This is a genomic window from Microbacterium aurantiacum (assembly GCF_021654035.1).
In the GTDB taxonomy this organism is placed as follows: domain Bacteria; phylum Actinomycetota; class Actinomycetes; order Actinomycetales; family Microbacteriaceae; genus Microbacterium; species Microbacterium aurantiacum.
On the sequence record NZ_JAJPDW010000001.1, the window covers coordinates 357,586 to 380,943 of the forward strand.

24 protein-coding genes and 1 riboswitch are annotated in these 23,358 nt (G+C 71.9%); of the genes, 14 read left to right on the plus strand and 10 right to left on the minus strand.

The genetic code is table 11. From position 1 onward, the window contains the following. Positions 1-12 precede the first annotated feature (12 nt). Positions 13-122, plus strand: a riboswitch (TPP riboswitch). The 3 genes from LTL01_RS01770 to LTL01_RS01780 all read left to right on the plus strand — a co-directional run bounded on the left by LTL01_RS01770 (position 115) and on the right by LTL01_RS01780 (position 3,004). After that, on the plus strand, positions 115-750 hold the full coding sequence (locus LTL01_RS01770) for an ECF transporter S component (RefSeq protein WP_236967158.1): 636 nt from the start codon (positions 115-117) through the stop codon (positions 748-750). It overlaps the preceding riboswitch by 8 nt. Before the next feature lie 11 nt (positions 751-761). Continuing rightward, positions 762-2,219: an ABC transporter ATP-binding protein gene (locus LTL01_RS01775; RefSeq protein WP_236967159.1), complete on the plus strand. Its 1,458-nt coding sequence runs from the start codon at positions 762-764 to the stop codon at positions 2,217-2,219. Continuing rightward, on the plus strand, positions 2,216-3,004 hold the full coding sequence (locus LTL01_RS01780; protein ID WP_236967160.1) for an energy-coupling factor transporter transmembrane component T family protein: 789 nt from the start codon (positions 2,216-2,218) through the stop codon (positions 3,002-3,004). The genes LTL01_RS01775 and LTL01_RS01780 overlap by 4 nt, the downstream gene beginning before the upstream one ends. A gap of 12 nt (positions 3,005-3,016) precedes the next feature. Here LTL01_RS01780 and LTL01_RS01785 read toward each other — a convergent pair whose 3' ends face one another. Next, positions 3,017-3,412: an MmcQ/YjbR family DNA-binding protein gene (locus LTL01_RS01785; protein ID WP_236967161.1), complete on the minus strand. Its 396-nt coding sequence runs from the start codon at positions 3,410-3,412 to the stop codon at positions 3,017-3,019. A gap of 116 nt (positions 3,413-3,528) precedes the next feature. Here LTL01_RS01785 and LTL01_RS01790 point away from each other — a divergent pair, with 116 nt between their 5' ends. The 3 genes from LTL01_RS01790 to LTL01_RS01800 are packed head-to-tail and all read left to right on the plus strand — an operon-like array spanning position 3,529 to position 5,962. Beyond that, on the plus strand, positions 3,529-4,290 hold the full coding sequence (locus LTL01_RS01790) for an SDR family NAD(P)-dependent oxidoreductase (protein ID WP_236967162.1): 762 nt from the start codon (positions 3,529-3,531) through the stop codon (positions 4,288-4,290). After that, a complete protein-coding gene (locus tag LTL01_RS01795) occupies positions 4,287-5,087 on the plus strand; it encodes an enoyl-CoA hydratase/isomerase family protein (protein ID WP_236967163.1) in 801 nt (266 codons plus the stop codon). The genes LTL01_RS01790 and LTL01_RS01795 overlap by 4 nt, the downstream gene beginning before the upstream one ends. After that, positions 5,084-5,962, plus strand: a complete 879-nt coding sequence (locus LTL01_RS01800; protein WP_236967164.1) for an SDR family oxidoreductase — start codon at positions 5,084-5,086, stop codon at positions 5,960-5,962. The genes LTL01_RS01795 and LTL01_RS01800 overlap by 4 nt, the downstream gene beginning before the upstream one ends. 23 nt (positions 5,963-5,985) lie before the next feature. On the opposite strand, the gene LTL01_RS01805 is transcribed toward LTL01_RS01800, so the two are convergent. From LTL01_RS01805 to LTL01_RS01815, 3 genes are read right to left on the minus strand one after another with little or no spacing between them, the layout of a single operon-like run. Next, the gene (locus LTL01_RS01805) at positions 5,986-6,624 is read right to left on the minus strand and encodes a LysE family translocator (protein ID WP_236967165.1); all 639 of its coding nucleotides are present in this window, start codon (positions 6,622-6,624) and stop codon (positions 5,986-5,988) included. Between the two features lie 40 nt (positions 6,625-6,664). Then, the gene (locus LTL01_RS01810) at positions 6,665-6,976 is read right to left on the minus strand and encodes a hypothetical protein (protein WP_236967166.1); all 312 of its coding nucleotides are present in this window, start codon (positions 6,974-6,976) and stop codon (positions 6,665-6,667) included. 1 nt (position 6,977) lies between these two features. Next, positions 6,978-7,454 (minus strand): GNAT family N-acetyltransferase, encoded by a 477-nt coding sequence (locus LTL01_RS01815; RefSeq protein ID WP_236967167.1) that lies wholly within the window; start codon positions 7,452-7,454, stop codon positions 6,978-6,980. 60 nt (positions 7,455-7,514) lie between these two features. Between LTL01_RS01815 and rlmN the strand changes: the two genes are divergently transcribed. Next, positions 7,515-8,759, plus strand: coding sequence for a dual-specificity RNA methyltransferase RlmN (rlmN, locus tag LTL01_RS01820; RefSeq protein ID WP_053547013.1), 1,245 nt, complete (start codon positions 7,515-7,517; stop codon positions 8,757-8,759). Between the two features lie 29 nt (positions 8,760-8,788). Here rlmN and LTL01_RS01825 read toward each other — a convergent pair whose 3' ends face one another. The 3 genes from LTL01_RS01825 to LTL01_RS01835 form a co-directional block, all read right to left on the minus strand. Continuing rightward, complete coding sequence (locus tag LTL01_RS01825) at positions 8,789-9,181, minus strand: NUDIX hydrolase (RefSeq protein WP_236967168.1); 393 nt, start codon at positions 9,179-9,181, stop codon at positions 8,789-8,791. Between the two features lie 167 nt (positions 9,182-9,348). Beyond that, positions 9,349-9,540, minus strand: coding sequence for a hypothetical protein (locus tag LTL01_RS14965; protein ID WP_505187742.1), 192 nt, complete (start codon positions 9,538-9,540; stop codon positions 9,349-9,351). A gap of 70 nt (positions 9,541-9,610) precedes the next feature. Then, on the minus strand, positions 9,611-11,248 hold the full coding sequence (locus tag LTL01_RS01835; RefSeq protein ID WP_505187743.1) for a carboxylesterase/lipase family protein: 1,638 nt from the start codon (positions 11,246-11,248) through the stop codon (positions 9,611-9,613). Between the two features lie 35 nt (positions 11,249-11,283). On the opposite strand from LTL01_RS01835, the gene LTL01_RS01840 reads away from it, so the two are divergent. The 6 genes from LTL01_RS01840 (at position 11,284) to LTL01_RS01865 (ending at position 16,747) form a co-directional block, all read left to right on the plus strand. Further along, complete coding sequence (locus tag LTL01_RS01840; RefSeq protein WP_236967169.1) at positions 11,284-11,754, plus strand: NUDIX domain-containing protein; 471 nt, start codon at positions 11,284-11,286, stop codon at positions 11,752-11,754. A gap of 89 nt (positions 11,755-11,843) precedes the next feature. After that, positions 11,844-12,491 carry a GntR family transcriptional regulator gene (locus tag LTL01_RS01845; protein ID WP_236967170.1) on the plus strand — a complete coding sequence of 216 codons (648 nt, stop codon included), beginning with the start codon at positions 11,844-11,846 and terminating at the stop codon, positions 12,489-12,491. Then, positions 12,488-14,008: an MmgE/PrpD family protein gene (locus tag LTL01_RS01850; RefSeq protein WP_236967171.1), complete on the plus strand. Its 1,521-nt coding sequence runs from the start codon at positions 12,488-12,490 to the stop codon at positions 14,006-14,008. Before LTL01_RS01845 ends, LTL01_RS01850 begins: the two co-directional genes overlap by 4 nt. A gap of 124 nt (positions 14,009-14,132) precedes the next feature. Beyond that, positions 14,133-15,032 (plus strand): methylisocitrate lyase, encoded by a 900-nt coding sequence (gene prpB / locus LTL01_RS01855; RefSeq protein ID WP_236967172.1) that lies wholly within the window; start codon positions 14,133-14,135, stop codon positions 15,030-15,032. Between the two features lie 32 nt (positions 15,033-15,064). Further along, complete coding sequence (locus LTL01_RS01860; RefSeq protein WP_053547025.1) at positions 15,065-16,258, plus strand: bifunctional 2-methylcitrate synthase/citrate synthase; 1,194 nt, start codon at positions 15,065-15,067, stop codon at positions 16,256-16,258. A 120-nt stretch (positions 16,259-16,378) separates the two neighbouring features. Next, complete coding sequence (locus LTL01_RS01865; RefSeq protein WP_156305137.1) at positions 16,379-16,747, plus strand: hypothetical protein; 369 nt, start codon at positions 16,379-16,381, stop codon at positions 16,745-16,747. 30 nt (positions 16,748-16,777) lie between these two features. On the opposite strand, the gene LTL01_RS01870 is transcribed toward LTL01_RS01865, so the two are convergent. Beyond that, positions 16,778-17,269, minus strand: coding sequence for an ROK family protein (locus LTL01_RS01870; protein WP_236967173.1), 492 nt, complete (start codon positions 17,267-17,269; stop codon positions 16,778-16,780). A gap of 77 nt (positions 17,270-17,346) precedes the next feature. On the opposite strand from LTL01_RS01870, the gene LTL01_RS01875 reads away from it, so the two are divergent. Then, on the plus strand, positions 17,347-18,525 hold the full coding sequence (locus tag LTL01_RS01875) for a thiolase family protein (protein ID WP_236967174.1): 1,179 nt from the start codon (positions 17,347-17,349) through the stop codon (positions 18,523-18,525). Positions 18,526-18,583: 58 nt separating this feature from the next. On the opposite strand, the gene LTL01_RS01880 is transcribed toward LTL01_RS01875, so the two are convergent. Together LTL01_RS01880 and LTL01_RS01885 are read right to left on the minus strand one after the other, a co-directional pair. Further along, complete coding sequence (locus LTL01_RS01880) at positions 18,584-22,012, minus strand: choice-of-anchor I family protein (RefSeq protein WP_236967175.1); 3,429 nt, start codon at positions 22,010-22,012, stop codon at positions 18,584-18,586. A gap of 104 nt (positions 22,013-22,116) precedes the next feature. Further along, positions 22,117-23,127 carry an epimerase gene (locus LTL01_RS01885; RefSeq protein WP_236967176.1) on the minus strand — a complete coding sequence of 337 codons (1,011 nt, stop codon included), beginning with the start codon at positions 23,125-23,127 and terminating at the stop codon, positions 22,117-22,119. Between the last annotated feature and the right edge of the window lie 231 nt (positions 23,128-23,358).

The window sequence follows — 23,358 nt, forward strand, 5'->3', positions numbered from 1 at the left end:
CGCTATACTCGAGCGCACAACCACGGGAGTCCGGTGAGCCGGGCTGAGAGGAAGCGATCCACGCTTCGACCGTCGAACCTGATCCGGATCATGCCGGCGCAGGGAGGAGCATCGATGTCTGCATCCACGTCCACGTCCGTCCCCACCTCGACGCCGCCGCGGACGCACCGCTGGCGCGTCGTCGACATCGTCGTCGCCAGCGTCCTGGGCGTCGCGTGCGGACTCGTCTTCCTGCTGTGGAACGTCGCCTACCGCGGTCCGAGCGCGTTCCTCGAGCCGCTCCTGCCGGGGCTCCAGGGACTCCTCGACGGACCCTGGCTGTTCGCGGGCGTCCTCGGCGCCCTCATCATCCGCAAGCCCGGCGCGGCGGTGTACACCGAACTCGTCGCGGCGGCCGTGTCGGCGCTCACGCTGGTCGGCAACACGTGGGGCGCGTTCCTCACCCTCGAGGCGGGGCTCGTGCAGGGCCTCGGTGCCGAGCTGATCTTCCTCGCCTTCTTCTACCGCCGCTGGTCGCTGCCGGTCGCCGTCCTCGCGGGGATCGGGGCGGCCCTCCTCGGCGGCGTGAACAACCTCCTGCTCTGGTACGCCGGCGCCGACATCACCTTCGTCGTCGTCTACCTCATCAGCACGATGATCTCGGGCGCGGTGATCGCCGGTGCGCTGTCGTGGGCGATCGCGCGCGGCCTCGCGGCCACCGGCGCCCTCGACCGGTTCGCGTCGGGTCGCGCGCACCGCACCCGCGTCTGAGCGTGTCGCGGATGCCGGGCACCGCGGCCGCGGTGCGGGTGCGCGGATGGGGCTGGCGGCACGCGTCGCGACGCGCCTGGGCGGTGCGTGGCCTCGACCTGCGGATCGAGCCGGGGGAGCGGGTCCTCCTCCTCGGCGCATCCGGGGCCGGGAAGTCCACGCTCCTCCAGGGGCTTGCGGGCGTGCTCGGCGGCGCGGAGGAGGGCGAGTCCGAGGGGGAGCTGCTCCTCGACGACGTTCCCGCGGAAGCCGCGCGCGGGCGCGCGGGCCTCCTCCTGCAGGATCCCGATGCGCAGGTGATCCTCGCCCGGGTCGGCGACGACATCGCGTTCGGCTGCGAGAACCTCGGCATCCCGCACGACGAGATCTGGCCACGCGTGCACGCCGCCCGCGAGGCGGTCGGGCTCGACGTGCCGCTGGACCGCGCGACGAAGGAGCTCTCCGGCGGGCAGAAGCAGCGGATGGCGCTCGCCGGCGTCCTCGCGATGCGGCCGGGGCTGATCCTGCTCGACGAACCCACCGCCAACCTCGACCCGCACGGTGTCGCCGAGGTGCGCGCCGCCGTCGGCGGCCTCCTCGACGCCCACCCGGCGACCCTCGTGGTCGTCGAGCATCGCGTGGAGGTGTGGCTTCCGCTGGTCACGCGGGTGATCGTCCTGGGCGCGGGTGATGAGGGCGTGATCGCCGACGGGACGCCCGCCGAGGTTCTGGGCGCGCAGCGCGCACGGTTGACGGATGCCGGGGTCTGGGTCCCCGCCTCGCCCCCGCCGCATCCCGCCCCGCCCGCCTCGGCGCCCGGTGACGTGCTCCTGCGCGCCCGCGACCTCGCGGTGCAGCGCGTGGCGGGCACTCCGGTGGCCTCCGGTATCGATGCGGACGTGCGTGCCGGCGCGGCGCTGGCGATCACCGGGCCGAACGGCGCGGGGAAGTCGACCCTCGGTCTCACGCTCGCGGGGCTCATCGCCCCGGCATCCGGTCTCCTCGAAGCCTCGGACGCGCTCGCCGCCGGGGCGGGCCCCGCGCCGATCCGCTGGCGATCGAGGCAGCTGCTCACGCGCATCGGCACGGTCTTCCAGGGCCCCGAGCATCAGCTGCTCGAGCGCACGGTGCGGGCCGAGCTCGAGGTCGGGCCGCGCGCCCTCGGACAGGATGCCGCGGCGCGGGACGCCGTGGTCGATGAGCTCCTCGCGCGCCTCCGGCTGGATCATCTGGCCGCCGCCAACCCGTACACGCTCTCCGGAGGGGAGAAGCGCCGTCTCACGGTGGCCGCGGCGCTCGCGACCGCGCCGCGGGTGCTGGTCCTCGACGAGCCGACGTTCGGGCAGGACGCGCGGACGTGGGGGGAGATGGTCGCGCTCCTCGCGCGCCTGCGGGACGAGGGGTCGGCGATCGTGACGATCACGCACGACGCCGACGTCGTGCGTGCCCTCCACGCCGCGCGGGTCGAGATCCGCGGGGCGACGCGATGACGCTGGCGCCGGACCAGGCGCGCACGAGCACGATGGCGCGGGTGAACCCCGTGGCGAAGCTCGCCGCGACGATGGTGCTCACCGTGCCGCTCGTCTTGACCCTCGACGTCGTCTCGGCGGGGGCGGCGCTTTTCGTCGAGCTGCTCCTGATGCCGTGGGCGGGGCTCCGATGGGGCGAGTTCTGGCGGCGGACGTGGCTCGTGTGGGCCCTCGCTCCGCTCACCGGCGTGACGATCGCCCTCTACGGGCGGACGAGCGGACAGGTCTACGTCGAGTGGCTCGCGGTGCGCGTCAGCGACGGATCGCTCGAGCTGGCCCTGGCGACGACGCTGCGCGTGCTCGCCATCGCCCTGCCGTCTGTCGTGCTCTTCGCGAGCGTCGATCCCACGGACCTCGCCGACGGACTGTCGCAGATCTGGCGGCTTCCGGCGCGGTTCGTGCTGGGGGCGCTCGCGGGCCTGCGGATGGTCGGTCTCTTCCTCGACGACTGGCGCGCGCTCGAACTCGCCCGCCGCGCCCGCGGTGTCGCCGACCGGGGGCGGCTGCGCCGGTTCCTCGGGATGGCGTTCGCGCTGCTCGTGCTGTCCATCCGTCGCGGTGCGAAGCTCGCCACCGCGATGGAGGCACGCGGCTTCGGCGCTCCGGGACCGCGGACGTGGGCACGCATCTCGACGTTCGGCGGGCGCGAATGGGCGCTCATCGCCGTGGGGGCGGGGATCGCCCTCGTCGCGGTCGCCGCGGCCCTCGCCGCCGGCACGTGGAACTTCATCCTCGGCCCCGGCTGACGGGCGCCGCGCTCACCCGCGGGCATCGAGTTCGCGCACGAGCCGCGCCGGTGCCGTGCGGCGGAAGGACGCGTCGAGGAGTTCACCGATCTCGCCGGGCTCGGCATCCGCGAGGTCGATCGCGAGCCAGCCGCTCGGGCCGAGATAGGCGGGGACCCAGACGCGGGGGTCCTGCGCCAGCGCGGCCGCGTCGCCCGGGTCGGGGAGGAAGAGGACCGCCTCGTCGTGGCGTCGGGTCATGTCGGCCTTCGCCGCGCCCCCGTAGTAGCAGAAGACCTTCACGGTGAAGAAGGCGGGCCGGCCGTGGCTCACCTTCTCGGCGGCGCCGGGGAGGGCGAGCGCGATCTCGCGCACTCGCGCGAGGGAAGGGTCATCCGGGTCGAACATGAGCGGATGGGGCTCGGCCATGCCGCCATCCTGGCACCGGACGGCGCCCGGGGCGACCCCGATTCCTCGTGAGACGCAGTCCCGCCTAAGCTGACATGTGATGTCGACGCCCCCGGGCGCAGTTCGAAGGAGAACGGATGGACCTCACCTCCGCCGCCGCCCTGGTCACCGGCGGTGCCAGCGGCCTGGGCCTCGCCACGGCCCGACGCCTCATCGACGCCGGCGCCGCCGTCACGCTCGTCGACCTCCCCGGGTCTCCCGGTGCGGACGTGGCGGCCGAGATCGGGGCGTCCTTCGCCGCGGCCGACGTCACCGACCCGGAGCAGGTCGCGGCCGCCGTGGCGCAGGCGGGCGAAGCCGGCCCGCTGCGCGTCGTCGTCAACTGCGCGGGGATCGCCCCGCCCGCGAAGGTCCTCGATCGAGACGGCGTCCCCACCCCGATCGCCGACTTCGAGCGCCTCGTCCGCGTGAACCTCCTCGGCACCTACACCGTCATCGCGCACGGTGCCGCCGCGATGGCCCGTACCGAGCCGGACGGCTCCGGGGACCGCGGCGTCATCATCAGCACGGCGAGCGTCGCAGCCTTCGACGGGCAGATCGGTCAGCCCGCGTACGCGGCCAGCAAGGGCGGCGTCCACGCGATGACCCTCCCGATCGCGCGTGAGCTCGCCCGGCACGCGATCCGGGTGGTCACCATCGCCCCCGGGATCATGGAGACGCCCATGCTCGCGGGGCTCCCGCAGCCCGCGCAGGACTCGCTCGGTCGGCAGGTGCCCTATCCCGCCCGGCTCGGGAAACCCGACGAGTACGCGCGACTGGTGATGGCGATCGTCGACAACGGCTACCTGAACGGCGAGACGATCCGCCTCGACGGCGCGATCCGGATGGCACCGAAATGAGCGGGGACACCACCGACATGCACTCAGACGACTCGTCGATCCTCCTCGCCCGTGAGGGGGCCCTCGCGCGCGTGCGCTTCAACCGCCCGGCGTCCCTGAACGCCATGGGCTTCGCGATGGGTCGCCTGTGGCGTGACATCGCGCGCGAGATCACCAGCGACGACACGGTCGGGGCCGTCCTCATCGAGGCCTCGGGGCCGGCGTTCTGCGCCGGGGGCGACGTGCGCGAGATGGCCACGTCCGGTGCCGACGGCGGGGCGGTCACCGAGACCGCGCACGTCATCCACGACGGCATCCGTGCGTTCGTGGAATCGTCGATCCCCGTCGTCGCGGCCGTCCAGGGCGCCGTCGCCGGCGGCGGGCTCGGCCTCATGCTCGCGGCGGACTACATCGTCGCGTCCGAGAGCGCGCGCTTCGTGAGCAAGTACGCCGAGATCGGACTCACCCCCGACCTCGGAGTCTCCACCCTCCTCCCCGCCGCCATCGGTCAGCGCCGGGCCCTGCGCATGCTGCTGCAGGACGTCACGATCGATGCGGACACGGCCCTCGACTGGGGGCTCGTGACCGAGGTCGTCACGCCCGCCGACGTCGCCGGGCGCGCGCTCGCCGTCGCCCGGAGCTGGCTCACGGGGGCGACGGGGGCGTACGGTCAGGCCAAGCGGCTCGTCCGCGCCGGTGCGGAGCGCGACTTCGCCGCCAACCTCGCCGATGAGGCCGCCACGATCGGCGCACGATTCGACACCCCGGAGGCGGCCGCACGCATCCGGGCCTTCGCTTCCGGAAAGGACGCCCGATGACCGAGAACGACTCCGTGACCACCCCCGGCGAAACGGGTGCTTCGCGCACGAGCCTCGCGGGGAAGACCGTGCTCCTCTCCGGGGGCAGCCGCGGCATCGGCCTCGCGATCGCGCTGCGCGCCGCCCGCGACGGGGCGAACGTCGCCATCCTCGCCAAGACCGACACCCCGCATCCGAAGCTCGAGGGCACCGTGCACACCGCGGCCGAGCAGATCCGTGCGGCCGGCGGCAACGCCCTCCCGATCGTCGGCGACGTCCGCAACGACGACGACGTGACCGAGGCGGTCCTGATGACACAGGGCGAGTTCGGCGGCATCGACGTCGTCGTCAACAACGCCTCCGTCATCGACCTGTCGGGCACCGAAGCCCTGTCGATGAAGAAGTACGACCTGATGCAGGACGTCAACGTCCGCGGGACGTTCCTGCTCTCGCGGGCGGCCCTGCCGATGCTGAAGGATGCCGAGAACCCGCACATCCTGTCGCTCTCGCCGCCCCTGAACCTCTCGCCGAAGTGGCTCGGCGCCCACACCGGGTACACGCTGGCGAAGTACGGGATGACCATGGCGACGCTCGGGATCGGGGCGGAGTTCGCCTCCGCCGGGATCGCCGCGAACACCCTGTGGCCGCGGACGACGATCGCGACCGCCGCGGTGCAGTTCTCCCTCGGCGGCGACCGCATGATGAAGGTCAGTCGCACGCCGGAGATCTACGCCGACGCCGCCTACGAGGTCGTCACGCGGCCGGCGTCGTCGTACACCGGTCAGACGCTCATCGTCGAAGACGTGCTGGAGGACGCGGGCGTCACCGACTTCTCGCGGTACGCCGCGGTGCCCGGCACCCCGGACGACGCGCTCTTCCCCGACATCTTCCTCTGAGGACGGGCCGGCCTCCCGGCGGGTCAGTGGGTCGACCCGCTGAAGAGCAGGACGCCGCCGAGGCCGATCATCATGCCGCCGCCGGTGGCCGACAACGTCGCGAGGCGCTTCGGCGACCGTCCGAACCAGGTTCGCGCCGCCGCGGCGGCGAGCGCCCACGCGCCGTCGGAGATGAGGGCGAGCGCGAAGAACACCAGGCCGAGCTCGACCATCTGCAGGGGCACCGCTCCGGCGTCCAGGTCGACGAACTGGGGGAGGACGGCGACGAAGAACGCGATGCTCTTCGGATTCGTCACCCCCACGACGAAACCGGCGCCGAGCTGTCGCCACGCCGATCCCGCGGCCGGGGCGGAGTCCGCGCCGCCGGCCGCGCGGTTCCGGTGGCGGATCGCCTGGATGCCGAGGTAGGCGAGGTAGAGCGCCCCGACGATCTTGACCGCGGTGAACAGGACCGCCGACCGCGCGACGATCCCGCCGACGCCGAGGGCCACGAGGCCGATGATCGGGAGGAGCCCGAGGGCGTTTCCGAGCACGCTGAGCAGGCCGCCGATGCGTCCGAGCGCGAGCGCTCGACCGATCGTGAAGAGCACGCTGGGCCCCGGGATGACGATGAGCACCAGGGCGGCGAGCGTGAAGGCGAGGAGGTTCTCCAGGGGCACCACGGGAGCAGGCTACTGCCTGGCGGTCACGGCGCGACCGGGATCACGGTGCGGCCGCGGGGAGCGGCGCGAGCACGACCTCGACGTTGTCGTCCGCCCGCCACCAGAAGCCGACGGCATCCGTCTCGGTCATCCCCTCGGGGCGGGCATCGATCGGGATGTCGGATGCCGAGATGACCACGAGCAGGGCGTTCCGACGGTGCGCCTCCTCGGGGAGGCAGGTGCCGCGGGTGCCGGCGGCGAGCTCGAGCTCGGCCAGCCGGGGCTGCGCCGCGGGATCGTCGTCGAGTCCGCCGCCCGCGCCCCACGCGCGACGACGCAGGGCGTCCAGTTCGCGGCGGGAGGCGGCATCCATGTCAGTCCTCCGTCAGGGGCTTCCGGAGGAACACCTGCTCGATGCCGTCGTCTCCCGGCACGCGCTGCGTCTCGCGATACCCCTCGCGCTCGTACAGGCGCAGGTTGGCCTCGCTGAGCGAGCCGGTGAAGAGCTCGGCCTCCGTGGCACCGGCATCGCGGCCCCGGGTCTCGACGGCGTCGAGCAGAGTGGTGCCGATGCCGCGTCCCTGCTGATCGGGGGCGATGGCGATCCGACCGATGAGGAGGAGGTCGCCGTCGCGGCGGGCGCGGACGGCGCCGACCATGCGGGCGCCGTCGAGGGCGACGCATCCGAGGTTCTCCTCCAGCTCCGCGCGCACCTCGTCGAGGGTCTGCGTGAGCGGCGGCATGTCGACCGACCGATAGATGAGCGCCTCCTGCACGAACGCGGCGCGCTGGAGGGTGAGGACCTCGCCGGCGTCGTCGGGGGTGATGTCGCGCACGGTGATCTGACCCATGGGTCCACGCTAGTGCCGCGCACACGGGCGGCGGCCAGGCCGTTCCCGTACCCTCGGAGGATGAGCACTCCGCCCCCCGTGCGCCGCACCGAGCCGCGACAGGTCCGCCCGCGCACCGAGGGCTGGGCCCAGAAGAAGGACGAAGAGGGCCGGCCGCTGCTGCAGTTCGCCAGCCCCAAGCGCGGCAAGCCGCCCGTCCACCTCGCCGACCTCACGCCCGAGGAGCGCGTGGCCAAGGTGAAGGAGCTCGGTCTTCCGGGCTTCCGGGCGGGGCAGCTCGAGAAGCACTACTTCACCCACTACACGCACGACCCGGCGGCGATGACCGATCTCCCGGCCGACGGACGCGAAGAGTTCGTCCACGGGATGCTGCCGCCGCTGCTGACCGAGGTGCGGCGGCTCGAGACCGACCGGGGCGACACGATCAAGTTCCTCTGGAAGCTGCACGACGGCGCCCTCGTGGAGTCGGTGCTCATGCGCTACCCGGGCCGCATCACGCTGTGCGTGTCGAGTCAGGCCGGGTGCGGCATGAACTGCCCGTTCTGCGCGACCGGGCAGGCGGGGCTGACGCGCAACATGTCGGCGGCGGAGATCGTCGAGCAGATCGTGCGGGCCAACGCCCTCATCGCCGCCGGCGGCCTCGGCGGCAAGAAGAGCTCCGACCACAGCGCCGAGCGTGTGAGCAACATCGTCTTCATGGGCATGGGGGAGCCGCTGGCGAACTACGCGCGCGTGATGCAGGCGGTGCGGGTCATGGTGGACAAGAAGCACGGCCTCGGTATGAGCGCGCGCGGGATCACCGTGTCTACGGTGGGTCTCGTCCCCGCGATCCGCAAGCTCTCCGCCGAAGATATCCCCGTCACGTTCGCGCTGTCACTCCACGCTCCCGACGACCAGCTGCGCGACGAGCTCATCCCGGTCAACTCGCGCTGGAAGGTCGACGAGGCGCTGGATGCCGCACGCGAGTACTTCGACAAGACCGGGCGACGCGTGTCGATCGAGTACGCGCTGATCAAGGACATGAACGATCACGGCTGGCGCGCCGACCTCCTCGCCGAGAAGCTCAACGCCCGCGGGCGCGGCTGGGTGCACGTGAACCCGATCCCGCTGAACCCGACGCCCGGGTCGGTGTGGACGGCGTCGGAGCGCGACGTGCAGAACGAGTTCGTCCGTCGCCTCAACGACGCCGGCATCCCGACGACCCTCCGCGACACCCGCGGCAAGGAGATCGACGGAGCGTGCGGTCAGCTCGTGGCCACCACCGAGGACGAGGCTGCGGCCGAGGCGACGCCCACCGAGGCCTGACGCCGCTCCGCAGGCGGTCGAGGGGGCGTCTACGGCAGGAAGTGATCTCGCGCGAGCGGAGCGACCTCGAGACCTTCGGCCTCGGCGCGCGACACCCAGCGCAGCTCTTCGATCTCGGCACCGATCATCGGATGCTGTGCGCCGATGTCGGCCGCGAACACGTCGGCCACCACGACGAAGCCCGGCTCGTTGGCGGCGGCCGCCTCGTATCGACCGAGCGCCCGCAGCGCAGAGGGGTCGAGGTGCAGCCCGAGCTCCTCAGCCAGCTCGCGCGACAGGGTCTCGGCCGGCGTCTCGCCGGGCTCGGGCTTGCCACCCGGTTGCATGAACGCCGTCGTGCCGGCCTTGCGGACGAGCAGCAGGCGGGACTCCGCGTCGACGATCACGGCCGCGGAGACATGGATGCGGCGCGGAGAGGTCATCGTCGCACGCTAACAGGCGACGTAGAATCACATGTGCCCGACGAGACCCCCGCCCCCACCGCGCTGGAGCCGTCCGGCATCGATCCCGACGACCTCGCGGCCACCCTGCGGGTGCTCGAGGGCATGGCCGGACTCGACGAGACGCATCCCGACTTCGTCGCCGTGCGTCAGGCCACGGCCAAGATGTTCAAGGCCGTCAAGCGCGTGCGGCGCCGTGAGATCCGGGACGCCATCGCCCGGGCCGACCGCGCCGTCGTCGCGGCGACGGCCACGGGAGCGCCCGACCGCATCGACGACGAGACCCGCGGCATCCCGATCTCGACGGCGACGACCGCGCCGACGGCGGGAACCCTGCTCAAGGCGCGCCCCTGCTACATCTGCAAGCAGCCGTACACGCTCGTCGACGCGTTCTACCACCAGCTCTGTCCGTCATGTGCGGCGATGAGTCACGCCAAGCGCGAAGCGCGCACCGACCTCACCGGCAAGCGGGCGCTGCTCACCGGTGGCCGCGCGAAGATCGGCATGTACATCGCCTTGCGTCTCCTGCGCGACGGTGCGCACACGACGATCACGACGCGATTCCCGCGGGATGCCGTGCGCCGGTTCAGCAGTCTCCCCGACGCCCCCGAGTGGATCGACCGTCTGAAGATCGTCGGCATCGACCTGCGCGACCCCGCCCAGGTGCTCGGGCTCGCCGACGATGTCGCGGCATCGCTGCTGCATCCGATCCGAGATCGCCTCGGCCGCGCGGCGACCGCCGAGCCGGAAGGTGAGGTCGTGGGCGCGACGTCCGAAGGTGCCCCACACGTAGGGGAGCTCGGTCGCGTGGGTCGCCCCGATCCGCAGCGCGTGGAGCATCGGGGTGGCGTGGTCGAAGCGGTACAGCCACACCGGGGCGCGACGCGCGTGACCCTCGACCGCCCAGAGGGTCGGCATCCGGAATCCGATGTCGCGCGCGATGCCGAGCCCGATCTCGCGGTGGCGGACGCCCTCGTACGCCTCCAGGATCTGCTGCTTCGGCGGGATCGGCACGTCGGGTCGTTCGGCGGCGAGGTCGGCCATCATGCGATCGATGTCGTCCTCGTGGATCGGCAGCAGCGGCGACTTCATCATGCGGAACAGCGACGATTCATCGTGGTTCGTGCCGATGAGCAGCGGCACCGGGAGTCCGCGTCCGGCGGCGAGGACGGCATCCGGCGCCTCAGGGAGGAGGTCGCCGTCGATGACCGGACCGAACGCGATCGTGCCGGGGTGACGCGCCGGGATCTCGGCGAACACCCGCGTCCCGGCCTGCACGATCCGATCGACCGCGACGTCGCGGAGGGCGGCCGGGTCGGACTCGCCGACGAGCTCGAGGAAGAGGTCGGTGACGGATGCCGCGCGGGCGGCGCCATAGACGCTGGAGACCGGTGACGACTCGGCGATCGCGCGCGAGAACAGACCCTCCGCGCGCGGGACGGCGAGGAGCGTGGTCACCAGCCCCGCGCCGGCGGACTCGCCGAAGACGGTCACCCGCTCCGGATCGCCGCCGAACGAGGCGATGTTCTCGCGTACCCACTCCAGCGCGCACAGCACGTCCTTCAGTGCGAGGTTGCCGTCGAACGGGTGCGCGTCGGTGCTCTTCGCCGAGAGGTCGAGGAAACCGAGCGCGCCGATGCGGTAGTTGATCGTGACGACCACGGTGCCGCGTGCGGCGAGGGCCTCGCCGTCGTAGAGCGGCTGCGAGCCGGAGCCGAACGTGTAGGCGCCGCCGTGCACCCACACCATCACCGGGAGGCCCACGGGGTCGGCATCCGCCGGCGACCAGACGTTCAGGAACAGGCAGTCCTCCGCGAACACCGCGTCGGGGCCGAGGTCGATGGCCGGGTTGGTGTTCTGCGGTGCGACGGCGCCGAAGCGGACCGCGTCGATGACATCGTCCGCGGGGGCGGCCGGGCGCGGGTCCCGCCACCGGGCGTCGCCGGTCGGGGGCTCGGCGTAGCGGATGCCGCGCCAGACGCGTGCTCCGCTCGGGAGGGTTTCGCCGCGGAAGCGGCCGGCCGGTGCGTTCGCGATGTCGTCGGGCACGCCCCCAGCGTAGGGGCTGGTGCCATCATCGAGGGATGCCGGTCACCAGTGCGGGGCTCATCGTCCACCGTCGCGGCGCGGACGGGCGCGAGGTGCTGGTCGCGCACATGGGCGGACCGTTCTGGGCCCGGAAGGATGCCGGATCGTGGACGTTCCCCAAGGGCGAGTTCAACCCCGCCGAGGAGGAGGCGGCGGATGCCGCCCGCCGGGAGTTCCGCGAGGAGCTGGGGCTCGCACCGCCGGCGGGGCCGATCGTCGCCCTCGCTCCGGTGGCGGCATCCCGGAAGGTGCTGCACTTCTTCGCAGTCGAGGCGGATCTCGACGTGACGAACCCGGTCTTCGGCGAGTTCGAGATGGAGTGGCCGCCGAGATCGGGGGAGCGGCGCTCGTTCCCCGAGGTGGACCGCGTCGCCTGGGTGCCGGTGGCCGAGGCGCGAGATCTGCTCGCGGCGGGTCAGCGGGCCGCGCTCGACGCGCTCCTGCGGACGCTCGGCGAGCACGGGTGATGCGATGTATACGCTGAAGGGAATCTGATGCGCGCAGTCGCGCGCATTCGCGCCTTGTGTATACACTGACGACGTGGGTGGGAAGCGGCATGAGAGCGAGTGATCGCGCGTACCGCGAGCTCCTGGAGGAGATCCAGGCCGGTTCGCTCGCACCCGGTGCCGTCCTCTCCGAAACGGACCAAGCCGCCCGCCTCGGTGTGAGCCGGACGCCGTTGCGAGAGGCCCTCGGCCGGCTCGCCGCCGACGGTCTGCTCGTGCAGCAGTCCCCGCGCGTCACGGTCGTCGCACCGATCGACGCCGACGACATCCGTCACCTGTTCATCGTCCGGCGCGCACTCGAGGAGACCGCGGCGCGCCTCGCCGCCTCCCGTCCCGACGACGGGACGTTCGCCGGCCTCGCCGACGCCTTCGCCCGCGTCGACCTCGATCGCCTCGAGGACTACTACGCCCTCATCGCCCGGTTCGACGCGGCGGTGGATGCCGCCGCCGCCAACGACTACCTGACCGCAGCCCTCCGGACCGTCCGCACGCACCTCGGACGCGTGCGCCGCCTCGCCCGCGACAACCCCGAGCGTCTCGCGGCATCCGTCGCCGAACATCGGGTCATCGCCGACGCCATCGCGGCCGGCGACCCCGAACTCGCCGCCCATGCCACCCACCTGCACCTCCACCACGCCCTGACGAGCGTGCTGACCGCGCTCTCCGCCGACCCCGACCCCGTGAAAGGCACGCCATGACCGTCACGCACCACCTCCGCGTCCACCGCAGCGACGAGCACCTCCCCCGCGAGGGGCAGCTCGCGTGGCGCATCGCCGAGATCGCCGCCGACCCCGTCGGCGTCGACGACGACGTGACCGAGATGATCATCAACCGCGTCATCGACAACGCCGCCGTCGCCGCGGCGTCGCTGCGACGCGCGCCGGTGAGCGCCGCCCGACAGCAGGCCCTCGACCACGCCGTGTCGGTCGGCGGATCCGGCGCCACCGTCTTCGGCTGCGCGCTCGAGCGCCGCACGTCGCCCGAGTGGGCGGCATGGGCCAACGGCGTGGCGGTGCGCGAGCTCGACTACCACGACACCTTCCTCGCGGCGGATTACTCGCACCCCGGCGACAACATCCCTCCGATCCTCGCGGTCGCCCAGCATGTCGGTGTCGACGGTGCCGCGCTCGTGCGCGGACTCGCCACCGGATACGAGATCCAGATCGACCTCGTTCGGGCGATCTGCCTGCACAAGCACAAGATCGACCACGTCGCGCACCTCGGGCCCTCGGCCGCGGCCGGGATAGGCACGCTCCTCGGTCTTCCCGTCGAGACGATCTACCAGGCCGTCGGGCAGGCGCTGCACACCACCACCGCAACGCGCCAGTCGCGTAAGGGCGAGATCTCGACCTGGAAGGCGCACGCCCCCGCCTTCGCCGGGAAGATGGCGATCGAAGCCGTCGACCGCGCGATGCGCGGCGAGACCAGCCCGTCGCCGATCTACGAAGGCGAGGACGGGGTCATCGCCTGGATGCTCGACGGTCCCGACGCCTCGTACGAGGTGCCGCTGCCCGCTGAGGGTGAGTCCAAGCGCGGCATCCTGGACTCTTACACGAAGGAGCACTCGGCGGAGTATCAGGCGCAGGCGTGGATCGACCTCGCGCGGAAGCTGCACGGGGAGGCCGCGTTCGACCCCGCCGACGTCGCCTCGATCGTGCTGCACACCTCGCACCACACGCACTACGTCATCGGATCCGGCGCGAACGACCCGCAGAAGTACGACCCGACCGCCTCGCGCGAGACCCTCGACCACTCGATCCCGTACATCTTCGCGGTCGCCCTGCAGGATGGCGGCTGGCACCACGTCGACTCCTACACCCCGGAGCGCGCGGGCCGTGAGGACACCGTCGCGCTGTGGCACAAGATCACCACGGCGGAGGATGCGGAGTGGACGCGCCGGTATCACTCGGAAGACCCGAACGAGAAGGCCTTCGGCGGTCGCGTGGTCGTGACGCTGAACGACGGCACCGTGATCGAGGACGAGATCGCCGTCGCCGACGCCCACCCGCTCGGCGCCCGCCCGTTCGCGCGGGCCGACTACGTCGCGAAGTTCCGGCTGCTGGCCGAGCCCGTCCTGTCGCCGGAGGAGATCGACCGGTTCCTCGCCCTCGCCGAACGGCTGCCGGAACTGAGCGTCGACGAGGTCCGGCAGCTGTCGATCGTCGCGCTCCTCGGGGTCCTCGCCACCGCTCCGGCACCGAAGGGGCTGTTCTGATGCCCCGGGTGGCCGGTTCGGGCGGGGTTGTCGTCGAAATCGCGGGACATCCGCGGGGCTACGGCGCCGCCGGGGGCACGGACATGCGGTTCGGCACGCGTTCTTCACTCGAGGGCGGCCGCTGATGCTGTACGCGACGACGAGCGCCGCCGAGAAGCGGCGGGTCCTGCGGGAGCGGCTCGCCTCGGGCGAGCTGCTCCGCTTCCCCGGCGCGTTCAACCCGCTGAGCGCGAAGCTCATCCAGCGCCACGGCTTCGAGGGCGTGTATATCTCCGGCGCCGTGCTGTCCGCCGACCTGGGGCTTCCCGACATCGGGCTCACGACCCTCACCGAGGTTGCCGGGCGCGGGCAGCAGATCGCACGGATGGCCGACCTTCCGGCCCTCATCGACGCCGACACCGGCTTCGGCGAGCCGATGAACGTGGCGCGCACCATCCAGACCCTGGAGGATGCCGGGCTCGCCGGCATGCACATCGAAGACCAGGTGAACCCCAAGCGCTGCGGTCACCTCGACGGCAAGTCCGTCGTCGATCTCGACACCGCGGTCCGCCGCATCCGCGCCGCCGCCGACGCCCGCCGCGATGAGAACTTCCTCGTCATGGCGCGCACCGATGTGCGCGCGATCGACGGGGTGGATGCCGCCATCGACCGGGCCAAGGCGCTGGTAGATGCCGGAGCCGACGCGATCTTCCCCGAGGCCATGCGCACCCTCGAGGAGTTCGCCGCCGTCCGCGCCGCCGTGGACGTGCCGATCCTGGCGAACATGACGGAGTTCGGCAAGAGCGAACTCTTCACCGTCGACCAGCTGCGCGATGTCGGAGTGAACATCGTCATCTGGCCGGTGTCGCTCCTGCGGATGGCGATGGGGGCTGCCTCCCGCGCCCTCGAGACCCTGACCGACGAGGGGCACCTCACGTCGCGCCTCGGCGAGATGCAGCACCGCGCCGACCTGTACGACCTGGTCGACTACGAGCAGTACACCCGGTTCGACCAGGACGTCTTCACGTTCCAGGTCGAGCGCTGACCACGACAGACCCGCACCCGCGAGGAGAGACGATGACCGACACCACCGACATCAAGAAGGGGCTCGCGGGCGTCGTCGCCGACGTCACCGCGATCTCGAAGGTCAACCCCGAGACCAATTCGCTGCTGTACCGCGGGTATCCCGTGCAGGAGCTCGCGGCCACGCAGCCGTTCGAGGCGGTCGCGCACCTGCTGTGGACGGGGGAGCTCCCGGATGCCGTGGCCCTTGCCGACCTGCGTGCGACCGAGCGGGAGCACCGGGCGCTCGCCGACGAGGTGCGTGCCGTGATCGACCTGGTGCCGCTCGACGCGCATCCGATGGACGAGGTGCGGACCGCGGTCAGCCTCCTCGGCGCGCAGGACCTCGCCGGCTCGGGGTCGGTGCTGGCGGCGAGCGGCAGCGCGGAGGACAACCTCCGGCGGAGCATCCGCCTGTTCGCCGCCCTCCCGGCGATCGTCGCGTACGGGCAGCGTCGCCGGCGAGGACAGGAGATGGTCGCTCCGCGCGATGACCTCGACTACGCGGCGAACTTCCTCTGGATGACGTTCGGTGAAGAGGCGGACGACCTCGTCGTCGACGCGTTCAACCGGTCGATGATCCTCTACGCCGAGCACTCCTTCAACGCCTCGACCTTCACCGCGCGGGTCATCGCCTCCACGCTCAGCGACCTCTACTCCGCGGTCGTCGGTGCCGTCGGCGCTCTGAAGGGACCGCTTCACGGTGGGGCCAACGAGGCCGTGCTGCACGTCTTCGACGAGATCGGAGAGGCCGCGAACGTCTCGCCCTGGCTCGATGACGCCCTCGAGAACAAGCGCAAGATCATGGGCTTCGGGCACCGCGTCTACAAACGGGGCGACTCGCGCGTGCCGACGATGAAGGCGGCGCTGGACACCCTCATCGAGCACTACGAGCGGCCCGATGTGGCCGAGCTCTACGACGCCCTCGAGTCCGAGTTCGTCGCGCGGAAGGGGATCTACCCCAACCTCGACTACCCCTCGGGCCCGGCCTACGCGCTGATGGGCTTCGACACCCTCACCTTCACGCCGCTGTTCGTCGCCGCGCGCGTGACCGGGTGGACCGCTCACGTCATGGAGCAGTTCGGGGCGAATGCCCTCATCCGCCCGCTGTCGGAGTACGTCGGTCCCGCCGAGCGGCACGTCGAGGGCTACGTCCCGGATGCCGCGGACGTTGAGGTCGCCGAGCGCCCCGAGGAGGCCGCCGGCTGAGCGGTGCCCGCGCGGTGCTCCCGGGCGCCGCAGCGTCGAGCGCATACGGATCGACTCTTTGACCGCATAAGCGGTTCGCTCAGCCACGCCGATGTCGTAGCTTTGTTCTATTTTCTCCTCATGCCGATGAGAGGAGAAGGGCTCGTGTACGAAAACGAGGACGACGTCGATCAGTTCGACCTGGATGACGACCTGCGGGAGGAGATCGAGGACTGGTTCGAAGAGCGGGTCGCGGTTCGAAGGGAATTCGCGCGCATCGACGCGCAATTGACGAGGGCTCGCGAGAAGCTCACAAGAGCCCTCGCCGAGGCCTATGCCGCAGCGCAGCAGCAGTCGATCATGCTGGGGCCGGTCGCTCCGATGACGCGGGATCGACCGTTCCATGCGATGGCCCGTCGTTTGGCGCGTGCGATGAACGAAGAGGTGTGCGTCGTCCTGGCGATGATGTGCGACGCGCATGTCGCCGTCACCCGGGCCACGCGCGTCTGAGGCGGCGCGTGGGGGTGCCCGCGCGGGGGCTCAGCGGAGGAGGTCGGCGCGCCAGTGCAGGGCTGCGGCGCCGATGAGCGGGGCATCCGCTCCGGCGGCGGCGGGGACGACGCGCACGCGTCGGCCGTACGCGTTCACGGCGTGCGCGTGGGCGGAGCGCTCGACGAGTTCGGTGTAGTCGGCGCTGACGCGCGCGAACCCGCCGCCGACGACCGCGAGGTCGATGTCGAGGAGCATCGCGACGTTCGTCACCGCGATGCCGACGACCCGCGCCGACCGTTCGACGGCGCGGCGGGCGATCGCGTCACCGGCGGCGGCATCCGCGGCGAGGTCTTCGCCGGTGTCTCCGGTCCAGCCCTGTCGGCGCGCCCACGCGACGGTGTGCTGCCCCGAGCCGAGCCCCTCGGCGGTCCATCCCGCGCCGGCGCCGGCGGTGTCGAGGCCCGCCGCGTCGTCGACCATCGCCGTCTCGAGCTTCGTGCCCCCGACATCGACGGCGAGGACCAGGTCGCGTGCGCTCATGCGGTCCATCCTGGCCGAGCTCGGCCCGTCTGTCAGAGCGCCTGGACGTCCGCGCGCCGCTCAGCGACGATGGGGGCATGCTCCGCACCGCTGTCATCGTCGACGCCGTCCGCACCCCCGCCGGCCGGGGCAAGCCCTCCGGGTCGCTGCACGGGGTGCACCCCGTCGATCTCGCCGCGGGGGTCCTGTCGGGGCTGCTCGAGCGGAACGGCATCGCCTCCGACGAGGCCGAGGACGTGCTTCTCGGATGCGTCAGCCAGGTCGGCGACCAGTCGATGAACGTCGCGCGGCAGGCGGTGCTCGCCGCGGGGTTCGATGAGCGCGTGCCCGCGGCGACGATCGACCGGCAGTGCGGATCGAGTCAGCAGGCGGTGCACTTCGCTGCGCAGGGCATCATCGCGGGCGCCTACGACGTCGTCATCGCCGGCGGGGTCGAGTCGATGAGCCGCGTGCCGCTCGGGTCGTCGACCGCGGGGGCGACGCCGCCGGAGGGCATCCGACGCCGCTATCCGGAGGGTCTGGTGAATCAGGGCGTCGCCGCCGAGCTCATCGCGGCGCGCTGGGGGTTGGGGCGCGACGAGCTCGACGGCTATGCCGCGCAGTCGCATGCACGGGCCGCGCGCGCGTGGGCGGCCTGGCGCTTCGACGGCGAGGTGCTCCCCGTCGCCACGGACCGCGGCGTCATCGACGGTGACGAGACGGTGCGGCCCGGGACGACCGCCGCCACCCTCGCCGGCCTCCCCGCGGCATTCCGCACGGACGAGATGGCCGCGCGCTTCCCCGAGATCGGCTGGCACGTCACGGCGGGGAACTCCTCGCCGCTGACGGATGCCGCATCCGCGGTCCTGCTGATGTCCGAGGAGCGCGCGCTCACCCTCGGTCTCACCCCGCGGGCCCGTTTCCACTCCTTCGCCGTCGTCGGCGACGATCCCCTGATGATGCTCACGGGGCCGATCCCGGCGACCCGCCGCATCCTCGAGCGCTCCGGCCTGACGCTGTCGGACATCGACGTGTACGAGGTCAACGAAGCGTTCGCCTCCGTGCCGCTCGCATGGCAGCGCGAGCTCGACGCCGATCCCGCGCGCCTGAATCCGTGGGGCGGCGCCATCGCCCTCGGTCACGCGGTCGGCGCCTCCGGTACCCGGCTCTTCGGCACGATGCTCGCGTACCTCGAGGCCACCGGCGGACGCTACGGTCTGCAGACGATGTGCGAGGGCGGCGGGCTCGCCAACGCCACGATCATCGAACGGCTCTGACGAACGCGACGCCCCGAGACCGCGCAAGCGATCCCGGGGCGTCGACGTCGGAGGCGGGTCAGGCTCCCGGACGCACGCTCCGGCGCGTCACGACGAGCAGGCCACCGAGGGTCGCCATGACGGCGGCGGCGAGGGCGATGCCCCACGGCAGCTCCACACCGGTGACGGCGAGGTCGCCGCCCGAGCCCGAGCCGGAGCCGGAGCCGGTGCCGCCCGGGGTCGTGCCCGGATCGGTCGGCGTCGGGGTCGGCGTCGGGGTGACGGCATCCGCGACGACCGCACGGCCGAGCGGTGCCGGGTCGACGACGTCGAAGGCCTCGAAGTACTCCACCGTCGCGACCAGGTCGACCTGCCCCGTGTCGGTGCGGTCGGTGCCCTCGGCGAAGGTGAAGAAGTTGTCACCGCCGGCCGCGAGGAACGAGTTGGTGACGACGGTGACCTCGTCGGTCGCCGCGATCTCCGCCCCGTCGAGCGTCATCGACAGGACGCGCTCGCCGGATGCCGCCGCAGGGTCGTACTCGTACGAGAAGCCCTCCGAGACGCCGAGGTGGAGCTTCGGACGCGACGACCCCGCCGGCTGCCACTGCTCCTCGAGCACGGCCTTCAGCTGCGCTCCGGTGAGGGTGACGGTGACCAGCGTGTTGGCGAAGGGCTGCACGTTCGCCACGTCGCGGTAGGTCTGGGTGCCGTCGGCCCCGAAGAGCAGGTCGGCACGAAGACCGCCGGGGTTCATCAGGCCGATCTGGGCGGGCGTCCCCGCGTACGCGTCGTTGGACGTCGCCCACAGGTACATGTCGGCCACCAGGTTGCCGAGCGTCGACTCCACGCCGCGGTCGTCTCCCGGAGGCGTGCCACCGCGCAGGACATCGGCGCTGATCGCACCGACCTCGACCGAGCCCTCGACCTCAGCGACCTCGACCGCGTCGGCGACGATCGCGGCCACCGCCGGGTCGGCGGGGAATGCCGCGACCTCGTCGACGACGAGCGGAACGGTCGAACCCGACACCGAGACGAGCTCCTTCGTCTCGGCATCCACCGAGATGTCGAGCTTGCCGAGGGTCGTGCCGTACTGGTTCGCCTGGATGACCGCGCGCTCCGTGCCAGCGACGCCGTTCACGGGCACCTCGCACGCGTACGTCTGGTGCGTGTGGCCCGAGACGATCGCGTCGATCTCGGCGGAGGCGCCGTTCACGAGCGCGGCGTAGTCCGAGTCGCCCTGCGCCAGCGTCGCGCAGTCCGAGGTCGGGGCGCCGTCGTGGGTGAGCAGGATGATGACATCGACCGCATCGGCGGAGGTGAGCTCGGCCGCCACACGGTTCGCGGCCTCGAGCTGGTCGCCGAACTCGATGTCGGCGACCCCGGTGGGGCTCACCATCGTCGCGGTGTCGGGGGTGACGGTGCCGATGAAGGCCACGCGCACGCCGTCGACCTCACGCACCGTGTACTCCGGCAGCGCCGGGGTGGTGGTGCCGGCCTCGTACACGTTCGCACCCAGACCGAAGACGTCGTCGCCGTAGCGCGGCAGGACGCGGTCGGTGAGGTCGGCGAAACCGCGGTCGAACTCGTGGTTGCCCACGGCGCCGAGGTCGAGCCCTGCCGCAACGAGCGCGTCGATCGTCGGGTCGTCCTGCTGGATGAACGACGTGAAGGTCGAGGCGCCGATGTTGTCGCCGGAGGAGACGAACAGCGTGTTCGGGTTCTCCGCCTCGAACGCGTCGATCGCGCCGGCGATGACCGCCGCGCCCGCCTCGCCGTTGCCGAGGTTCTGCTCGATGCGACCGTGGAAGTCGTTGATCGTCAGCACCTGGATGTCGGTGGTCGACGACTCCGCTCCGATGGCGAAGAGGGTGACCGTCCCCGAGACCTCGTTGGCCACGGCGATCATCGGCTCACCCGTGGGCGACGCGTCGGCGGGGATGAACTCCACGCCCTCGGCGCCGAGGTCACCGGCATCCGCCAGTGCCCCGCCGTCCTCCACCGAGGCCGAGAAGTCGCGGTTGTTGATGTAGGTGACGAAGACGGATGCCGCGGGGTCGGTGATGTCGTACACGGCGATACCGCCCACGCGCTCGAAGCCGATGAAGGCGTAGGTGCGCCCGTCGACCTCGCCGATGGCGAGGTTCTCCGGCTCGGGACCCTTGTCGTCGCTGCGGCCGTCGAGGTTCGACTCCGAGTGGTTGGAGTTGAAGAAGTCGGGCGCGGCGGCGTGGGTGATCTCCTCGAAGTCGTCACCCGAGTCGAACACCTGCGTGCCGTCGGTCGACCAGATCGAGAACGAGCGTGATCCGAACGCGTACAGCTCGTCGTAGCAGCCCGCGGCCTCGTCGAAGCCGTTCTCCCGGGTGACATTGAGGCGTCCGAGATCGGCGTCGCCGAGAAGGCCGGCGAGGGGGCTGTCGGCGCAGACCGGGCCCAGGCCGTCGGCGGCGAGGTCCTTCGCGCGGACCGGCTCGACGTAGTCTCCCCACTCGCGGGCGTCGCCTTCGTTCGCGGTGACGAGGTAGGTCTGACCGCCGGCCTGGTAAGACTCCATACCGTCGGGCATGTAGATGCCCTTCAGGCCCGCGAAGGTACGCGGGTTGTAGGTCGGCGCATCGCGGGGGTCGCGGTCGCTCGGGTCGAGCGGGACGACACCGTGGTCCTGGAACCCGAGGGGCAGGATGTCGGTGACCTCGGCGGCGGCGATGTCGACCACCGCGACGGCATTGGCCTCCTGCAGGGCGACGTACGCGGTCGTGCCGGAGATGGTGACGTACTCCGGCTCGAGGTTGCGCGAGACCGGGAAGTCCGCCTCGGGGGCGGGACCGAAGACGCGGACGTCCTCGGGGAGGGGCTTGGACCCACCCTCCTCGAATGCGTGGAAGGTGGCGGTGCGGACAGCCTCCTGCGCGGGAGCGGCCACGGTGCCGGGTAGAGCGACGATGCCGACCGAGCCCTCGGGGTCGGCGGAGAAGTCGTCGGCCGGCTCGCCCTCGTTCGCGACGACGGCGTACGCGCCGTCGGCCGAGATCGCGACCATGTCGGGAAGCGCCCCGACCGTGACCGTTCCGAGGACGCTCGGGGTGGCGGCGTTCGCGTCGAAGAACACCAGGGTTCCGGCATCCGTCTTCGTGGGCGCCTCGAACGCGACGACGCCGAGGCCGTCCTCGCGGATGGCGATCGAGTTGGCGACGCCGGCGGAGGTCAGGGTGTGCACCTTGGCGGGTGCGGTCGGGTCGGCGTAGTCGAGCACGTCGACCGCGCCGGCCTGGGCGTTGACGACGAACAGGCGATCGCCGTAGGCCTTGACGATCTCGGCGGCCGAGGCGTCGAACACGCCGCTCTCGTACGAGCCGACGGGGGTGAGGGTCAGCGCGGCGTCGTCGGCGCTGTACGTGATGGGATCGGCGACGATCCCGGCGGTGGCGACCCCCGCGGGGGCGAGGGCCAGTGTGGCGGTGACGGCGGTGGCCGCGGCGAGCGCTCCGGCCCGTCTCGGTGTCTTCATCTCGGGAAAGATCCTCTGCTCGTTCGTGCGTCGGGAAGGGCGCGATGAGGCGCCGTCCCGTCCTACGGGGCAGGGGTGTCGAGCGGATGAACGAGCGGGGGCCGTCAGGTGACGACGTCGCCCCGGGTGGTGCTGCCGGTCTGCGCGACGTCGGCGATCGCCGCGCGGAGATGCGGATGCCGGAACCGGTAGCCCGCGCGCTCGAGTACCCCCGGGAGCGTCCAGCGGCTCTTGAGGACGAGCTCGGGCTCTGTGCGCAGCACCCACATCGCCGGTTCGAGCATGAACCGGCAGGCGGGGATCCCGATCGGCATCCCGACGGCCCGGCGGAGCTCGCGCATGAGGGTGCGGTTGTCGCTCGGGCGGGGGCTCGTGAGGTTCACGGGCCCGGCGATGTCGTCGCGGTCGATGAGGAGGTCGATCGCGCCGAGGACGTCGTCGAGGTGGATCCAGCTGAACCGCTGGCGCCCGCGGGTGCGGCGCCACGTGAATCCGGAGCCGCCGGAGGGGGATTCGCCGATGCCGCGGTACCGTCGGTGCGGGAACCACCAGCCGTCGATCTGCGGACCGCCGACACCGAGGCGCGCGAGGCGCAGGAGCAGCGCGGTCGCCGGGCCGTCGCCGAGGACGATCGCCATCCGAAGGGCGACCCGCCGGGTCGCCGGCAGGTCGTCGGCGAAGAACGCCCGCTCCCATTCCCGACCGACATCCACCGAGAATCCGGTGCCGAGCTCTCCGTCCTCCTCGGTCTGCGGGCGGTCCATCGCGTGCCGGTAGATCGTGCCGGTGGAGGCGTTCAGCCACACCCGCGGAGGATCGGATGCCGCGATCACCGCGTCGTGGAGCGCGCTGGTCGTCTCGACCCTCGAGCGGAGGATCTCGTCCCGGTTCGGGTCGGTGTACCGGCAGTTCACCGACTTCCCGGCGAGGTTGACGAGGACCTCGGCGCCGTCGACCGCGCGGGCGACCGCCGCCGGATCCGCCCACGTCACGGGCCCGGAGCGGCCGATCGTCTGCACGGCGTAGCCCGCGTCCTGCAGGTGCGCCACGAGGGCCCGGCCGATGAAGCCGCTCGCTCCGGCGACGACGGCGCGGGGTCGGTCGGTCTCGCTCATCCCCCCATCCTGCCCGGCCCCGTGCCGAACTCCTCAAAAACGCCGCGTTCCCGGCCGAACAAGGCCGAATCCGGCCGGACAGGGCCGGCCTTGAGGAGTTCGGCCCGCGCCGCGTCCCGCCCCACCTCGAGACCGGGCCTGGCACCATGCCCGGGCCGAACTCCTCAAAAACGCCGGCCTGCGGCGCCGGGGAGGCCCGAACCCGGCCCGACGAGGCCGGATCAGAGGAGT

Excerpts from the sequence above, each read along its gene's own strand:
- rlmN (WP_053547013.1), top strand. The coding sequence starts at position 7,515 with ATGAGCACTCCGCCCCCCGTGCGCCGCACCGAGCCGCGACAGGTCCGC.
- LTL01_RS01850 (WP_236967171.1), top strand. The coding sequence starts at position 12,488 with ATGACCGTCACGCACCACCTCCGCGTCCACCGCAGCGACGAGCACCTC.
- LTL01_RS01815 (WP_236967167.1), bottom strand. The coding sequence starts at position 7,454 with ATGGGTCAGATCACCGTGCGCGACATCACCCCCGACGACGCCGGCGAG.
- LTL01_RS01795 (WP_236967163.1), top strand. The coding sequence starts at position 4,287 with ATGAGCGGGGACACCACCGACATGCACTCAGACGACTCGTCGATCCTC.
- LTL01_RS01880 (WP_236967175.1), bottom strand. The coding sequence starts at position 22,012 with ATGAAGACACCGAGACGGGCCGGAGCGCTCGCCGCGGCCACCGCCGTC.
- LTL01_RS01860 (WP_053547025.1), top strand. The coding sequence starts at position 15,065 with ATGACCGACACCACCGACATCAAGAAGGGGCTCGCGGGCGTCGTCGCC.
- LTL01_RS01785 (WP_236967161.1), bottom strand. The coding sequence starts at position 3,412 with ATGGCCGAGCCCCATCCGCTCATGTTCGACCCGGATGACCCTTCCCTC.
- LTL01_RS01840 (WP_236967169.1), top strand. The coding sequence starts at position 11,284 with ATGCCGGTCACCAGTGCGGGGCTCATCGTCCACCGTCGCGGCGCGGAC.
- LTL01_RS01790 (WP_236967162.1), top strand. The coding sequence starts at position 3,529 with ATGGACCTCACCTCCGCCGCCGCCCTGGTCACCGGCGGTGCCAGCGGC.
- LTL01_RS01875 (WP_236967174.1), top strand. The coding sequence starts at position 17,347 with ATGCTCCGCACCGCTGTCATCGTCGACGCCGTCCGCACCCCCGCCGGC.
- LTL01_RS01775 (WP_236967159.1), top strand. The coding sequence starts at position 762 with ATGCCGGGCACCGCGGCCGCGGTGCGGGTGCGCGGATGGGGCTGGCGG.
- LTL01_RS01865 (WP_156305137.1), top strand. The coding sequence starts at position 16,379 with ATGCCGATGAGAGGAGAAGGGCTCGTGTACGAAAACGAGGACGACGTC.
- LTL01_RS01770 (WP_236967158.1), top strand. The coding sequence starts at position 115 with ATGTCTGCATCCACGTCCACGTCCGTCCCCACCTCGACGCCGCCGCGG.
- prpB (WP_236967172.1), top strand. The coding sequence starts at position 14,133 with ATGCTGTACGCGACGACGAGCGCCGCCGAGAAGCGGCGGGTCCTGCGG.
- LTL01_RS01885 (WP_236967176.1), bottom strand. The coding sequence starts at position 23,127 with ATGAGCGAGACCGACCGACCCCGCGCCGTCGTCGCCGGAGCGAGCGGC.
- LTL01_RS01825 (WP_236967168.1), bottom strand. The coding sequence starts at position 9,181 with ATGACCTCTCCGCGCCGCATCCATGTCTCCGCGGCCGTGATCGTCGAC.
- LTL01_RS01780 (WP_236967160.1), top strand. The coding sequence starts at position 2,216 with ATGACGCTGGCGCCGGACCAGGCGCGCACGAGCACGATGGCGCGGGTG.
- LTL01_RS01845 (WP_236967170.1), top strand. The coding sequence starts at position 11,844 with ATGAGAGCGAGTGATCGCGCGTACCGCGAGCTCCTGGAGGAGATCCAG.
- LTL01_RS01870 (WP_236967173.1), bottom strand. The coding sequence starts at position 17,269 with ATGAGCGCACGCGACCTGGTCCTCGCCGTCGATGTCGGGGGCACGAAG.
- LTL01_RS01810 (WP_236967166.1), bottom strand. The coding sequence starts at position 6,976 with ATGGATGCCGCCTCCCGCCGCGAACTGGACGCCCTGCGTCGTCGCGCG.
- LTL01_RS01800 (WP_236967164.1), top strand. The coding sequence starts at position 5,084 with ATGACCGAGAACGACTCCGTGACCACCCCCGGCGAAACGGGTGCTTCG.